9 protein-coding genes are annotated in these 14603 nt (G+C 45.6%); 4 read left to right on the top strand and 5 right to left on the bottom strand.

What is annotated here, in order from left to right:
- The first annotated feature begins 8 nt into the window (after positions 1-8).
- Together QUB61_RS14510 and QUB61_RS14515 are read left to right on the top strand one after the other, a co-directional pair.
- Complete coding sequence (locus tag QUB61_RS14510; RefSeq protein ID WP_333129283.1) at positions 9-578, top strand: hypothetical protein; 570 nt, start codon at positions 9-11, stop codon at positions 576-578.
- 118 nt (positions 579-696) lie between these two features.
- Entirely contained in the window at positions 697-1476 is a 780-nt protein-coding gene (locus tag QUB61_RS14515) for an ABC transporter ATP-binding protein (protein ID WP_333129285.1), read from the top strand.
- Between the two features lie 238 nt (positions 1477-1714).
- On the opposite strand, the gene QUB61_RS14520 is transcribed toward QUB61_RS14515, so the two are convergent.
- Positions 1715-2545: a PEP-CTERM sorting domain-containing protein gene (locus QUB61_RS14520; RefSeq protein WP_333129287.1), complete on the bottom strand. Its 831-nt coding sequence runs from the start codon at positions 2543-2545 to the stop codon at positions 1715-1717.
- A gap of 322 nt (positions 2546-2867) precedes the next feature.
- Here QUB61_RS14520 and QUB61_RS14525 point away from each other — a divergent pair, with 322 nt between their 5' ends.
- Both QUB61_RS14525 and QUB61_RS14530 read left to right on the top strand, forming a co-directional pair.
- Entirely contained in the window at positions 2868-3575 is a 708-nt protein-coding gene (locus QUB61_RS14525; RefSeq protein ID WP_333129289.1) for an ABC transporter ATP-binding protein, read from the top strand.
- A gap of 446 nt (positions 3576-4021) precedes the next feature.
- A complete protein-coding gene (locus QUB61_RS14530) occupies positions 4022-5290 on the top strand; it encodes a transposase (protein WP_333129291.1) in 1269 nt (422 codons plus the stop codon).
- A 210-nt stretch (positions 5291-5500) separates the two neighbouring features.
- On the opposite strand, the gene QUB61_RS14535 is transcribed toward QUB61_RS14530, so the two are convergent.
- From QUB61_RS14535 to QUB61_RS14550, 4 genes are all read right to left on the bottom strand, one after another.
- Positions 5501-10993, bottom strand: a complete 5493-nt coding sequence (locus QUB61_RS14535) for a response regulator (RefSeq protein WP_333129293.1) — start codon at positions 10991-10993, stop codon at positions 5501-5503.
- Complete coding sequence (locus tag QUB61_RS14540; RefSeq protein WP_333129295.1) at positions 10993-11247, bottom strand: hypothetical protein; 255 nt, start codon at positions 11245-11247, stop codon at positions 10993-10995. Before QUB61_RS14540 ends, QUB61_RS14535 begins: the two co-directional genes overlap by 1 nt.
- Before the next feature lie 295 nt (positions 11248-11542).
- The gene (locus tag QUB61_RS14545; protein WP_333129297.1) at positions 11543-12940 is read right to left on the bottom strand and encodes a hypothetical protein; all 1398 of its coding nucleotides are present in this window, start codon (positions 12938-12940) and stop codon (positions 11543-11545) included.
- Positions 12941-13018: 78 nt separating this feature from the next.
- Positions 13019-14311, bottom strand: coding sequence for a glycosyltransferase family 39 protein (locus QUB61_RS14550; protein ID WP_333129299.1), 1293 nt, complete (start codon positions 14309-14311; stop codon positions 13019-13021).
- Positions 14312-14603 lie beyond the last annotated feature (292 nt).

Raw genomic sequence — 14603 nt, forward strand, 5'->3', positions numbered from 1 at the left:
CCTAATTCATGAGTACGTTAATTTTTTTAGATACGGGTGTCCTCGGAAAACTCATACATCCCGATGTTGACCAAAGCAAAAATAGGTTGGCTCAAAACGCTGAAAGCGAAGTTAAGGAATCGATTCTAGAAGCAATTGAATGTAATGGCTGGTTAACGACGCTAATAAATGAAGGATATCCTGTAGCTATATCCGAAATCGCAAACTATGAACAAAGGCGCGAGCATCTCAGACGAATCAGCGATCGCAAATCAGGACCAGAACACAAACAAAAAGCTATTAAAGCTATTCAAAGGCTAGATACGCTAATCACAAAAAAAGGGGTTGCATCTTTTCCAGTTACTTGCGAAGAGGGCAACGTAATGCAAGAAGCGGCTGAGCTATGGGCTTTTGCACGCAATAATTCTTATGAACCCCAAGATGCAGATTTAATTATAGCCGCTCAAGCCATCATTATTAAGAGAATAGGAATAGATGTAATCATTGCAACAACTGATACCGAAGACTTTAACCGATTGCTAAGACAGCACCACATTGAAGCTAGACGCTGGAGAGATATTATACCACATCCGCCTTAGCATAATACCTGACGCCAGTGAAAAACTTCCAGTGTCATTTTATTTTCCACGGTTTTTGTCCTGAAACTCAAGGGGCAATTCTCTAACCACTAAACTAATATTAGGAAACACAACCATAATGTCACTATTAGAAGCAAAGCAACTTACAATGCGATTCGGGGGTTTGACCGCGGTAAATCAGGTTAGCTTAACTTTGGAAAAAGGAGCGATAGCTAGTTTGATAGGCCCCAACGGTGCCGGAAAAACCACATTTTTTAATATGCTTACGGGCATCTATAAACCGAGTGGGGGGCAGTTGGTACTTGAAAATAAAAATATTACCGGTTTACCGCCGGATCGTCTGACAACTTTCGGCATTGCTAGAACTTTTCAAAATATCCGCTTGTTTAACAACATGACTGTGCTGGATAATGTTTTAGTAGGTAGACACTGCCGATTAAAAACTGGTTTGTTGGGTGCAATCCTCCGGACTCCGGCTGTGATTTTGGAGGAACGGGAAGCTCAGAAAAAAGCCTTGAGTATGCTTGATTTTGTCGGTTTAGGTGCTTCTAAAGCGCCGGAGTTGGCAAAAAACCTTTCCTACGGGGACCAGCGGAGATTGGAAATTGCGAGGGCTTTGGCTTCCGATCCGAAAGTGTTGCTTTTGGACGAACCGACTGCGGGGATGAACCCGAACGAAACGGCTGATTTAACTCGCTTTATTTACCGGATTCGCGATGAGTTGGATTTGAGTATTTTGCTGATTGAACATGATATGAAGGTGGTGATGGGAATTAGCGATCGCGTTAGTGTTATGGAGTACGGTACTAAAATTGCTGAGGGCACTCCGGCACAAGTTCGCGCAGATCCTCGGGTGATTGAGGCATATTTGGGAAAAGAAGAAGATGGCAATGGTTAATGGGTATTGTGTGCCGACAGATAAGTGAGGTGCTCCGCGCGATCCTAGGAAGAAGTGATATAATGTCCGGCAAATTAACCGCAATAAAAGTAGGGGCGGATTTCACCAACAATCTGTAATTCAAATTGATAATATTTATCAACCTGCCCCGGGCGACAGAATTTTATAACGAGCAATTTAACCGAAACTAGAGGAGGTGCGCAAGGCGCACCCTACGGCTTGATGTTGGGGGTTGTTCCTAAACTGATAATTTGACTTGAGACAATTTATTATTGAGTTTTCGCCTACTGACAAACAATCCTAAAAATATTGCAGTACCTAATAATGTGCTCGGTTCGGGAACTGCTTCTGCCTCTGCTATATTGTTGTTAACTTCTACTAACCTTAACTTAGTGTCGCTGTCGAATGTTCGCGAATACACCCCAGAAGTATACAGGAGGCTTTTTGCTCTACTTCCTTCAGGCATAAAATTCAAATTAATTGCTGTGGGATTAAAGCTGTTGCTGCCGGACAAATCCCAATAAAGACCTCTAGAAGAGTCTAAACCGCTGGCAATTTCCCAAGAGTCTAACAGCATATTAGTATCACTGTCAATCAACCCGAAAGATATACTGACACTCGCGCTGGCGCGTTCGGATTGGCGGTTGTCAACTGATGTTAAAAGATCTAAAACTATGTGGGAAATGAAGGAAAAAGTTTCTGCGGCACGAATGTTGAAGTCGCCGAGCATTATTGCTTGACTTTGGGCTAAACCGGAATAGTTATTGCCGTCACCTTGGACTTTACTTTGCGAGAGATTTGCTGCCAGCCATACGTGAGCCTTAGATATAACAACTGCCTCAGCGTTCGCTTGGCTAATAACTGAACCGCTGTTAGCTGTTGTCTGAGTGTAAGTGTTAGTAAATGTACCATTCCCATTCGGTCTGTGACTGAAGTTGTCAATGGTTACTTCTACTGCTGAACCGGCGATTATTGCAGCACTGCTAGGGCCAATGCCTACAGTCAAGCCGCTTACTAAAGGAGTTGCTAATAGAAATACGATCGCTCCGGTACTGTACTTTAATTTCATGATAATTTTCCTTAAATTACAACAAATTTAAGTGCTGTTATTGGTAATTTGTAGCGGTGGGTTTCGCTTACGTACTAATAATACCTTTTTAGTTAGAGATTTTTGTAAAACTATTGTAAAGAAATCTTGGGCTTAATTAAAAGTTTAAAGTAGGCCGCAACAACTGCTAAAAATACATGGTATTATGGGAGCTACTGCTAGTGTTTCTTTAAGGAAAATTACTGCCTAGTATATTCTAAAAAAGGTTAAATTTAAATAAATGCAATAAAAATTTATAATTACTCGGGATAATATAATAAAGGACAAAGCAGAAAGAGTAATTATGTTGGAAATTAAAGACATTCACACCTACTACGGAAATATCCACGCTCTCAAAGGAGTATCGCTAACAGTCTCGCAGGGAGAAGTTGTGACATTAATCGGCAGCAACGGGGCGGGGAAAACTACAACTCTCCGCACGATTCAAGGACTGCTGCGCCCGCGAATCGGCACTGTATTATTTGAGGGAAAGCCTTTAGAAGCACTATCTACAGAGGCGATCGTCCGTTTGGGGATTTCTCAAAGTCCCGAAGGGAGGCTAATTTTTCCGCGAATGACGGTGCAAGAAAACCTGGAAATGGGTGCTTATCTCCGCAACGATACTCTCGGTATCAAGTCAGATATGGAAAAAGCATTAAATTTATTTCCCCGTTTGCGAGAAAGAATTAGTCAAAAAGGGGGAACTCTCAGCGGCGGCGAACAGCAAATGTTGGCGATCGCCCGGGCTTTGATGTCGCGCCCCCGCTTGTTATTATTGGACGAGCCTAGTATGGGATTGGCACCGATGTTAGTCAGTCAAATTTTTGCGATCGTCCGCGATATTAATGCTGAAGGAACAACTATTTTACTGGTGGAACAAAACGCCCGCATGGCTTTAAGTGTAGCCCACCGCGGCTATGTCATCCAAACCGGTCAGGTTGTAGTCGCCGGTACTGCTAGCGATTTGCAGTCAAATGAAACTGTTCGCAAAGCGTATTTAGGTGAAAGTTAAATAGCTATCATCGTAATGGGTAATCCTGTATTATATCATCTCCCGTTATACAACCATAATTCTGTTCGTATTAAGGACTTTAGTGCTTATTAATTCATACATAGAGAGGACTAAGCTGTTGCGGCATTTAAATTGTATGTCAAAAAAAATCAAAGTTTTGTGGGGTGGGCGTCCCGCCCGCTCTGAATATACAATTTAAATGCGCGACAGCTTAATACCAAATCCTGGGAAAGCTACCCCTTTTATCATTCGGCGGTTGAAACCGCTGCATAGAGTCAAACTTTCGTCCACTCCAAGGGGACTAAGAGATAAAGGGGGTATTTAAGGCGGATTTGGTATCATAAAACTTCATTAAGTTTGTAAGCATCAATAAACAATAGTAGTATCATATAGTCAGGAAAGTTAAACAAGAAAATGTTGCGCTCCTTGAAAAATAGAGGTACTAAATGCAACTAGCAGAGAGGCATATCATTAAATCTACGGAATACCGTTTCGCCCAGATTGATGAATTAGCTTTTAAATCCAAGAATCTCTACAATGCTGCTAACTACGTCATTCGTCAGAGTTTTGTTTATGGATGGAGTTACATCAATTACAACGAAATGAACCGTTTGATGAAGTCTCATCAAGCATACAAGGCTTTGCCAGCTAAAGTCAGTCAGCAAATCTTAATGATACTAGATAAAAATTGGAAATCTTTTTTTGAAGCGGTTAAAGCTTACAAAGTTGATGACTCTAAATTCACGGGTCGTCCCAAACTGCCCAAGTACAAGGATAAGGTCAAAGGGCGAAACATTCTCGTCTACACAATACAAGCAATTAGTAGCAAACTGTTGAAAAAAGGAATTATTAAGCTTTCGGGTACTAATCTCTCAATCAAAACCAAAGTAAATCCCGATCGAGTTTGTCAAGTTAGGTTGGTTCCCAAATGCGATTCTTATGTGATCGAGGTAATTTATGACAAGTCGGAGTCCACCGTCAGCGATGATAAATTCGTAGCTAGTATTGATTTAGGACTGGATAACTTAGTGGCGTTAACTTCAAATCAGCCGGGTTTTACCCCGCTCCTGATTAACGGGCGACCATTAAAATCAATCAATCAGTTCTACAACAAACGTAAAGCACGACTACAAACTCAATTGAAAGGGAGTCGCAAGAGTTCACCCCGCATTCAACGGTTAACTCGCTGTCGCCACCAAAAAATTGATAATTACTTGCATCATACCAGTCGCCTGATTGTTGACATTTTAATCGCCAAACAAATTGGGACGTTGGTAATTGGCAAGAATGTACAATGGAAAACAGAGATTGATTTGGGAAAGCAAACTAATCAGAACTTTGTCAGTATTCCTCATACTCGATTAATTGAGATGTTGCAATACAAAGCTCGATTCGTGGGGATTAAGGTCGTCATGCAAGAAGAATCTTATACATCCCGGTCTAATTTTCTCGATTTAGATCCAATCCCTGTCTATGGAAAGACAGATAAGGATATTGTATTTAGCGGCAGGCGGATCAAAAGAGGTTTGTACAAGACATCAGTCGGTCAATTAATTAACTCCGATGTTAACGCTTCTTATAACATTTTGAGAAAAGCAATCCCAAATGCGTTTAGCAATGGGATAGGGAGCTGCGTAGTTCAGCCGAGGCAGGTCAATCCGCTTAAAGTGAAAGTGAAGGGGGAGGGGCTTAATGCCTCCCATGTCATGTCATAAATGACTATACTTTTACTAGCTATAAAGTCCTCACTACAAACACTCGCTAATGACGGGCAAACCGGACATCATATTATATCGAGTGCGGTTAATTAAGCATCCTGGTTGCGGTTGGGGCGGGTTTACTTGGCTTTCTGACTTGTATTAGAGATTTTGGTGAACCCGCCCCAGAGCGGATTTATGTTTATATTCCCAATTACTAATTACCAATTATCCCAGTTGCGATCGCAACTTCCCCGTTTCCAATTCCGTCTCAAAAGCCGCCCGCACCTTTTCCCACTCCGCTTGGGCTTCCAACAGGCGATCGCGCGCCGTACTCACATCAAAAACCTGTTCCCCTCCAGACTCAACCGCCACGCGGCCCATATACTCCAACTCCTTGCAAACAGCAGAAAAAGACACGGCTCCTAAATTGGCGCTGCTCGACTTCAGCGTGTGAGAAGCCAGCTTCAAACTATCAGCATCGCCGAGAAAAATAGCCTCCTTAATGGTTTCTAAATGCTGTGGTGCGTCTAACAAATATATCTTAATCAGCTCCCCCAAAAAATCCGGATCTTCCTCATCGTCTAGCTCGCGGAGATTGTGCCAAACATGAAAATCAATCGGCGAATCTGCTCCCGGTTGAACAATGGAATATCCAGCAGCCTCACTGTCAAGTTTATCGGAAATATCTTGATTTTTGGGCTCAGTAACGGCATCCAATTTATCCCGATGCAGAGGTGAACACTTGCTCAAGGCGAGCGCCAACTCTTCCCTGCGCACGGGCTTAGTAATATAATCGTCCATACCTGCTTCCAGACACTTTTCGCGATCGCCCTGCATCGCATTAGCAGTCATCGCAATAATTCTCGGCTTCTTGTTAGCCGGCCATTCCTGACAAATGCGGCGCGTCGCTTCCAACCCGTCCATGTTCGGCATCTGCACATCCATCAGCACAACATCGTAAGATTGCCGCTTCAGGGCCTCCAAAACCTCCAACCCATTAGCCGCAATATCAGCCCGATATCCTATCCTGTCGAGCAAATGCGTAGCGACTTTTTGATTCACCACATTGTCCTCGGCCAGCAAAATCCGAATCTGAGTAGAATTAGCTGCATCAAGTCCTGCAGAATTGGTAGCAGCCTGCCTCAAAACAGCAGGCGTCCTCCGCACGCGGTGCTGTTCTTGAGAATTTTCAAAATACTTCAATCCCGAAGTCAAAGTCACCACATTTGAAACTTCTCCCCTGCCGCTTTTGCCGCTAACATATCCAAAAACTTGCAGCAACACATTATAAAACTGAGACTGTTTTAGAGGCTTAGTTAAAAAAGCAGAAAAATGTACTTCTGTAGTTTCAAGTTTTTTCCAAACTTCCGCCTTGCTTAAATAAGTAAACAGCACCAAAGGTAGCGCCATTTTGCGAGGGCTTTTAACTTTCATCACATTCGGATTTAGACCGCCGCCGCCAGACAAATTGCTCAGCTCAAATTTCCGAATCTCCACAGCCAAAGCCACACCGTCCATATCTGGTAGATTCATTGCCAAAATAGCTAAATCCAGCGCCGAGTTTTCTTTGATGATTTCCAAAGCCTCAGCACCCGAAGTTACAGCCACGGGTATCATGCCCCAAGACTCTGCCTGCCGGATCAAAACTTGCCGATTAATGCTATGATGCTCGACAATTAACAAGCGCTTACCAGCGGCAAATTCCGGCCTTTTTTCCTCAGCCCGGATGTCATTAGCTTCAGCAATCACCGTGAAATAAAAAATCGAACCCGAACCCGATATCGACGGCGGAGTAAATTCCGCAGGCCACCTTCCAGCGATACTTGGTTTGATCGCAGAAACTGCCGTTTGAGACTTAGAACTTCCCGGAGAAACCTGGCTGACAACCCACATTCTACCCCCCATCATATCGCTCAAACGCTGGCTGATAGCCAGCCCCAAACCCGTCCCGCCGTAATGTCGCGTTGTCGAAGCATCCACCTGCGAAAAAGCTTTAAACAGGCGATCGATCCGGTCTGGCGGAATGCCAATTCCCGTATCGTGGACAGCAAATTGAATCTCGTATTGTCTGCTACGTGCCAACTGTCCCTGGTTAATTGCTAGCCGTTGCGGGTCGAGAATATTGATTGTTTCCGGCAAACTCTTAGCAGCTACCGGCTCAATTTTCTTAGCCGTACAGCAGACGACAATTTCTCCCGACTCTGTAAACTTAACGGCATTGCCCAGCAGATTTACCAAGATTTGGCGCAGCCTAGTGACATCTCCTAAAATGTTTTTCGGAACAGAAGAGTCAATAAAGTAAGCCAGCTCTAAACCTTTTTCTGATGCTCTCGGAGCCAGCAATTCCAGAGATTCTTCTATACAGTTTTGCAGCTCGAAGGGGCAGCGTTCCAAATCCAGTTTTCCCGATTCAATCTTAGAAAAGTCGAGGATATCGTTAATAATAGTCAGCAAAGCATCGCCGCTGGTGCGAATTGTCTCCACAAAATCCCGCTGTTCTGGAGTTAGATCCATATCCAGCAGCAAGCCCGTCATCCCGATTACCGCATTCATGGGAGTGCGGATTTCGTGACTCATAGTCGCTAAAAATTCGCTCTTAGCTCTGTTAGCAACTTCCGCCGCTTGTCGCGCTTGATCCAAAGCTTCATTTTGCTCGGCTAACTGTCGCTGTCGCTCAACTTCCGTTTCTAAAAGTTGTGCTTGAGCTAACGTAATTCCGACTTGAGCGGCAACATCTTCTAACAGTTCAATTTCGTCTGGAGTCCACTGGCGAGTTGCATCGCACTGGTGCAAAGTAATAATTCCATTCGGTTTTCCTTGATAGGAAGTGCGAACCGCCAACATAGATTTTAATCCGATGCGGCGGCACATCGGCCCCGAAGATTCGAGCAAAGGATCGGCAAACACATCGGGAGATGCCAGGGCTATATCTTCAGCGAGGAGTTTTTCTGTGTAGGGGTTATAAGTGACAGAAAGTTCTAAATCTAAAGCCGATTCGTGACCTGGTTCTAAGTATTCCGCGACGCAAGGAAGGTGGGGATAAGGTTGGGAAAGATAGGTGTGAATTGTACAGCGATTGACGCCAAATACGCGACCGATTTGGGTGGCGGTCGTCTGAAAAATTTCTTGAGTATCTAAGGTCGATCGTACTTTTTGAGTAATTTGTTTGAGCAGTAAAACGCGCTGGTACTGACGTTGTAAAGTTCGCTCTCGCTCTTCGCGGGCAATTTCCGCGCCGATGTAATTGCCCATCAACTTTAAAATTTCAAAATTCAGGGGTTTCAAAGGAGATTTAGGGGTGCGGGAACTAAAGCTCAAAGTGCCAAAAACTCGCCCTTGCACCATTACCCTCGTCCCCACAAAAGCCTCCAACTTGCGCACGCTGTAAGCGGGGTGGTTGCGCCACTCAGTAGTGCCTGCTGATTCGATAGAAATAGGTTCGCTCGATCGCAAAACCTCTCGCTCGAAGGTTCTGCTCAAAGAAAAACCGTCTCCTTTAGCAAATCCAAAGGGAAAATCTTCCGGTACATAAGCCGCGATCACTTCGTAGCGATCGCCCAAAACCCTGCCCAACAGCCCGATATCCATCCCAAACTGACTGCAGCCCATTGCCAGCAACCGGAGCGTTCGATCGTCAAAAGAGCCTTCCGAGCTCACCATTACCTCGTATAGCGATCGAATTGCCCGCTCGCTTTCCCGCAGTTTCTCAACCCCTTCGACGCGGTTGCAGACATCGTGCAAAGTCCCTAAAATTCCCGTTGTTTTGCCTTGGGAATTACGCTGGACTTGGGCATATATTTCAACAGAAATAAAGTTATCATTACTGTGAATTCCCCAGGAGTTTTTTCCCGACCCCGACTTGTACTTAAATCGCAGTTCTCGCCGTTCAAATTCCGACTTCCCCGACAGCAAAGACTCCAATAAACTTGCACATTGCGCGCGCTCATCTGGATGCACCCAATCTAAAAAATTAGTTGCCAAACTTTCGGAAACCGAAAAATTCGTAATTTCCGTCCAAGCGCGGTTGAGAAATGTCCAAACCCCCGCCGCATCTATCTGGAAAATTACTGTTCCTTTCAAAGAGTCAAATAGTTGGAATTGAGCCCGATCGTGAGCCGGGTTTTTGAGTTCTAACTGCTTGTTTGGAGTAATATCTGTATGAGTTCCTACTACCCGCAGCGGTTTGCCCGTGGGGCTGCGCAAAACTTGACCCCGGTTCAGCACCCAGAGAGTGCTGCCGTCTTTGCAGTACATCCGATATTCTGCTGCAAAATCCGCTGTCTTTTGGGCGAAGTGATCTTCTAAAGCGGCCTTTACGGAGTCTATATCATCTCGGTGGATGCGACTCCACCATTCGGATCGGCGATTCGAGATTTCCCCTTCTTCGTAGCCCAGCATTTCTTGCCACCGCGCCGAATAAAAAAACTCATCTGTTTCGAGATTCCAGTCCCAAATCCCCTGATTGTTGACTGCTGCGGGGATATGGGGGCGCTCCTCGAAACTGTGAGGAGAAATTTCAGCCGTGAGGTGGCTCGGAGCTCCCCTCCGCTGTATTTCTGCTGAAAGTCTTTTGTATTGAGCGTTGCTAGATTCTAGCTGGCGCTGCAAAGCGATCAAGCCAGAATGCAGAGATTTTGAATCCAGTGCTTGTAAAAGGATAGTTTTAGGATTGACAATCCCGATCGGCTGATTGCTTTCGTTGATGACTAATAAAGGCAACTGGCAGTAGTTTTTTTGCAGCAGGGCGACTGCTGCTTCCAGGGTAGAGTGCGATCGCACCAGCGGCGGCGAACTGCTGCAAATCGCTCCGGCTTTAATTTTGTTCGAGTCTCTTCCCAGGGCCTGCAACTGCACGATGTCCCGCGAACTTACCACCCCAACCAGTTTGTGAATGTTGGGATTTGGAAATTGGGAATTTTGAGCATGACCAGTCGAGTGTTGTTCGGGGGTTTCAGTGATTAATACATAGGTAACATTGTGTCTGAACATCAGTTGCGCCACATAGCGAACCGAACAAGTAGCAGGAGCGTGAATAATTCGCGAGGCTGCGATTTGAGGGATTTGATAAAGTTTAATTAAACTCGCGGGCAGCTCTAATTTCGGATGCAGAATTGGCAGGGGCGGAGGGAACGCCAAACCCGCCGCAGGTGGCGAAGCGCTGCTAATTGCTTTTTGTGTCGTCGAGTCCCCAATTCCCTGCAACACAAGCACCAAGCTTTGAGGGCTAATTAAACCGACAAGTTCTTCAGTGTCGCTGACGACGGGCAAATGGCCGATCTTATTTTTCTCCAGCAGATTTGCTAAGGCAAAAAAGTCGGGGATTTCCGATTCTCGGGCTACTGTTACGGTTCTGATCATGATTTGCTCGATGGCAAATCCGCTCAAAGCAGCGCCGATCGAATTCAGCTGTACGACATCTCGCGTTGTAAAAATCCCCAGCACTGTCTGGTAGGGAGCTTCTGAGCCGGAAAGACGCAGCCGGTTGCCTCCTGCGTGTACCGCACGCGGTACGCCGTTGTAGAAACCCGACTGTTGCCGCGATTGTGGGGAAGTCCCGTTCGTGGGATTTCCGAATTGAGAATTCCCGCGCGGTTCTACCACGAGGACGTAACTGGCTCCTGTGCTGCTCATCAGCTCGATCGCCTCTTCTACGGGCGTCTCAGGGGTGACAGTGAGGGGATTGCGGTTAATGACCTGACTGAGGGAGGGAATAAACATCAGGGGGCATAAAAGTGATATTTGTTGGAAAAACCCGATCGCCAGCAGCAGGTTGATTGAGAGGCTTTACCCGCGAGATTTCCAAGCGCCCTCAAAGTTTCTGTACGATTAGACTCACCCAGACTTCCAGCATCAAGGCAAAGAAAATTAATTCGGTGCCAAATCCTGATAATTGACGGGTTCTGACTTTCAGAACCAATGCTATCTGCCAGAGGGCGGACATGAAGGCTGGCGGGCAATTCCTCGCTTAGCATAACTGCTGCGGGTTTACGAGCAAGAATTTCTGCGATTGTCTAGACTGCACCCTACTTTCTCGCCCTCAACGGAACTCTCGCTCGGATTCTGTTTGAGGCAAGATACCTGCACGCTACCAATTTACCAGTGACAGGAGGGGAATCACAACATGACGATTTAGGTATTTCAACTGTGCAATTAGGGGTTCAAGGGTTCAAGGACTCGATGGCTCCAGGGCCAAACCGGCCGAAAATAAATAATTCCGATCATAACTAATTCTATCTTATGGCAATTATGACCCCGAGGATTTGAGCTTCAATTCTGGCGATCGAACTTGATGAGAATAGCGCTGTTCCCCGGCACCCCAAAACTCGCATTACCACCCTTGAGCGTTAAGCTATCAGCAACCTCATCCATTCTCCGAGAACTGAACTCCCGCACCGTGCCATTACCGGCTTTGAGCAGAGCCGAAATATCAGCATTAACCGTGTAAGATTTGGCTCTATCGTTGACAACCAGCAAGTAAACATTGTTGCTAGTATCGAGAGTTGCAACTGCCATTAAATCCGAACTGTTAGTGATAGGAAAAAAGGTAGTTTTCCCGCCCTGCAAAGCCCTAATTCCCATCCGCAAAGCATAGTAGCCCGCGCGCCGCTTGCCGGATGGCCCCAGCAAACCTACTGGCAGTCCCGGCTTTCCCCAGTCGTACAAACAGAATATGTGACTGCCGTAAATATAATTATCCCCCGGTTGGGAACCTCGAATCAAATTCTTAATCAAATTTAAAGCTAAAGATAAATCGTTATAGCTAATCTCGTAAGTTCCCCATTCTCCTACCCAAAGCTGCGAGTTAGCGCGGACAGTACCGTTCATCCAGCCGCGCACTTTGCGGGTGTAGTGAGAAATATCTGCATCGTAGTTGTGGACATTGACTGTATCGAAATAATTAGGAATTTCTTGCAAAGCACTAGCCGGCCAATTGCTGCCGCCTACAGTTTTCGGGCCGTGGATGCGGTAAGTGCGCGCAGGCAAATAAGTTTTGTAAACAAAGTCGATCGCATCTTTTGCCACCTTAACCAATTCAAAATAGTCAGCCCTAGTCCCGCCCCAACCCTGCTCGCGATTGTCCGGTTCGTTGTGAATTTCCCAATCATCAACGCGGTAATCATTGCGAACATTCAGCCAATAAACCGTAGCAAACACGTGTTCCCACCACTCGTTCCAATCTTCTTTGGCGCGAGGCGGATTCAGTTGCAGAGACCAACTCGGATTCCAGCCATTGTCAACATTCCGAATAGTCACAACCGGGCGAATATTTGCTTGTTTGAGACTATTAAAAATAGTTTTGGCATTGCCTTGCCAAACTGTGCCGGGTTCTCCCGACCACCAATAATCGCTACCCTCGGGAGGCTCGGTCATAATCTTATCCCAATGCGCCCAATTAATTATATTTGGATTTGTCTTAATTTCGTCAATAGACGGCCAGCCGTATTTACCATCATCATCTTCAGCTTCCCATCGAGACATACCGCCGTAAATGCGGTATGTATTTATTCCCAAATCTTGCAAATCTTTGATGTCGAAATTGATACTGCCCTCAACTGCACCGATGTAGCGAGTGCTAACACCCGCAGCCTTGCCAGAAATTTTAATTGTTTCGATGTTTTGAGCAAAAGTTGTCGTTCCGCTGAACAACCCTATGCCAATAGCCATTAAAACGCCGATTGTAAAATTACGAATTGTTGTTTTTGATAACACTGGGTTAATAACTAATAATAAACTGCCTAATACCTACTGACTAATTAACTTCAACCGACGCTGAAGTTCTCCCGCCGCCGTAGCAATTACGACCGCCAAAATCGGGTGCAGCGGCTCGCTGTGGCGAACTTCTGCATAAGTGAGCGCATGAATCCAAGTAAAATAGCCACAAACTAGCAACAGTGGCAAAAACTCCCGCCAGCGATGCCGCAAAACTATCATGCCCAAAGTAGCAAATACAGGCAAAATTCGCGACCATAAAATGCCGACAATCCGTTGCGGCGAAAAGAATGGCCGCATTGCCTCCACATTAAACATAGCGTGATAAGGCCAGTCAATTAGAGGGTTTCCCAACCATAAAAAAACTGCCTTTTGCAAACAATACCATAGATAGACAGCAGGCTCGCGGAGGATTGAAGCGATCGCCCGTTTGGTAAAATAGCGATCGCCCTCAATTGTAAAAGCATTGTGTCCCCCATTCCGATCCGGATTCAGTTCTTCCTGCCAAATCTGAACTATATGGCGTTTTGGCAGTTGTTCATAGGCCAAATGATAAAACTCGGGACTTCCTTGCCACAGCAGCGCCGTAGAAACGCTGTAAATCAAAAAAGTTTTGTGAGTTCGATAATTGTGGTAAGTCCAAGGTGCAGTAATGATGATAATTGCGCCCACATAAGCAATAAACAAAGCTATCTTGCGCTTAAAAGGCCATTGGCGCGGCATCAATAGTGGCACAAGTGCTGGAAGCAACATCGCACTCGGCCGACAAAGATTCGTAATTGCCAACAGCGCACCTGCTAATGAAAAATTTTGCCACTGCGGCTGTTCCAATGCCCGCAGCAGACCCAGCACTGTTAAAAGTATTAAAGGCGCGTATAAAATCTCTGTTTGCAGCAGCCTGACATGAAGAATGAGGGAGGGATGCAGCGCAATTAATCCAGCCGCTACTAAGGAACTTTGAGCGCCTGTAAAACGCCGTGCTAGGATAAAAGTTAGCGGTATGATTGTCGCCCCCAAAAAAGCTTGTACGTAGACTACAGATGCGGGAGAACGACCAAAAATTGCATAGCATCCAGCCACAAAAAATGGATAAATTGGTGTCCGGCTCGGCCTCTCAAAAAAATGACCCTTCAGCAGCCCGTATGCCAAACGCTCATAGCCCGGTTCATCGCCTCCGAGACGGGCGGGCGTATCGGGGAGAGTTTGGTTGGTGCGCCACGCCAAATAAAGGCGGAATGCCAGTCCCAGCAGCGTCAGACAAATCAGTGCCAAGACAATTATGCGGTCATTTCTTTGCTGCTGGGCTTCTGATATGTCTGGTGTCATAAAAACTGACTGCGAAAATTTGATTGGCTCGAACTCAATTTTTTAGCTTGGGAATGTCAAAAATTATAACGCGACTCATCTCACATGGCTTAGCCGCTTTAGTAAAACTTTTAAAATACATAAAAGCTGCGCACCATTTCTCAAAAGCCCCCGGATTTATACCTTCGCAGGCTGATTGACGGGAGTAATACCCCATCCGGGATTTATACCCCTTTATTATTTAGTCCGCTTGGAGTGGACTTCGTTTCTAGAGTAGTGGTTTCAACCGCCGAGTCCAATTGGCGATTTTTAA

The organism is Microcoleus sp. C2D2 (genome assembly GCF_036702495.1).
Taxonomy (GTDB): domain Bacteria; phylum Cyanobacteriota; class Cyanobacteriia; order Cyanobacteriales; family Microcoleaceae; genus Microcoleus.

Excerpts from the sequence above, each read along its gene's own strand:
- QUB61_RS14510 (WP_333129283.1), top strand. The coding sequence starts at position 9 with ATGAGTACGTTAATTTTTTTAGATACGGGTGTCCTCGGAAAACTCATA.
- QUB61_RS14515 (WP_333129285.1), top strand. The coding sequence starts at position 697 with ATGTCACTATTAGAAGCAAAGCAACTTACAATGCGATTCGGGGGTTTG.
- QUB61_RS14520 (WP_333129287.1), bottom strand. The coding sequence starts at position 2,545 with ATGAAATTAAAGTACAGTACCGGAGCGATCGTATTTCTATTAGCAACT.
- QUB61_RS14525 (WP_333129289.1), top strand. The coding sequence starts at position 2,868 with ATGTTGGAAATTAAAGACATTCACACCTACTACGGAAATATCCACGCT.
- QUB61_RS14530 (WP_333129291.1), top strand. The coding sequence starts at position 4,022 with ATGCAACTAGCAGAGAGGCATATCATTAAATCTACGGAATACCGTTTC.
- QUB61_RS14535 (WP_333129293.1), bottom strand. The coding sequence starts at position 10,993 with ATGTTTATTCCCTCCCTCAGTCAGGTCATTAACCGCAATCCCCTCACT.
- QUB61_RS14540 (WP_333129295.1), bottom strand. The coding sequence starts at position 11,247 with ATGCTAAGCGAGGAATTGCCCGCCAGCCTTCATGTCCGCCCTCTGGCA.
- QUB61_RS14545 (WP_333129297.1), bottom strand. The coding sequence starts at position 12,940 with ATGGCTATTGGCATAGGGTTGTTCAGCGGAACGACAACTTTTGCTCAA.
- QUB61_RS14550 (WP_333129299.1), bottom strand. The coding sequence starts at position 14,311 with ATGACACCAGACATATCAGAAGCCCAGCAGCAAAGAAATGACCGCATA.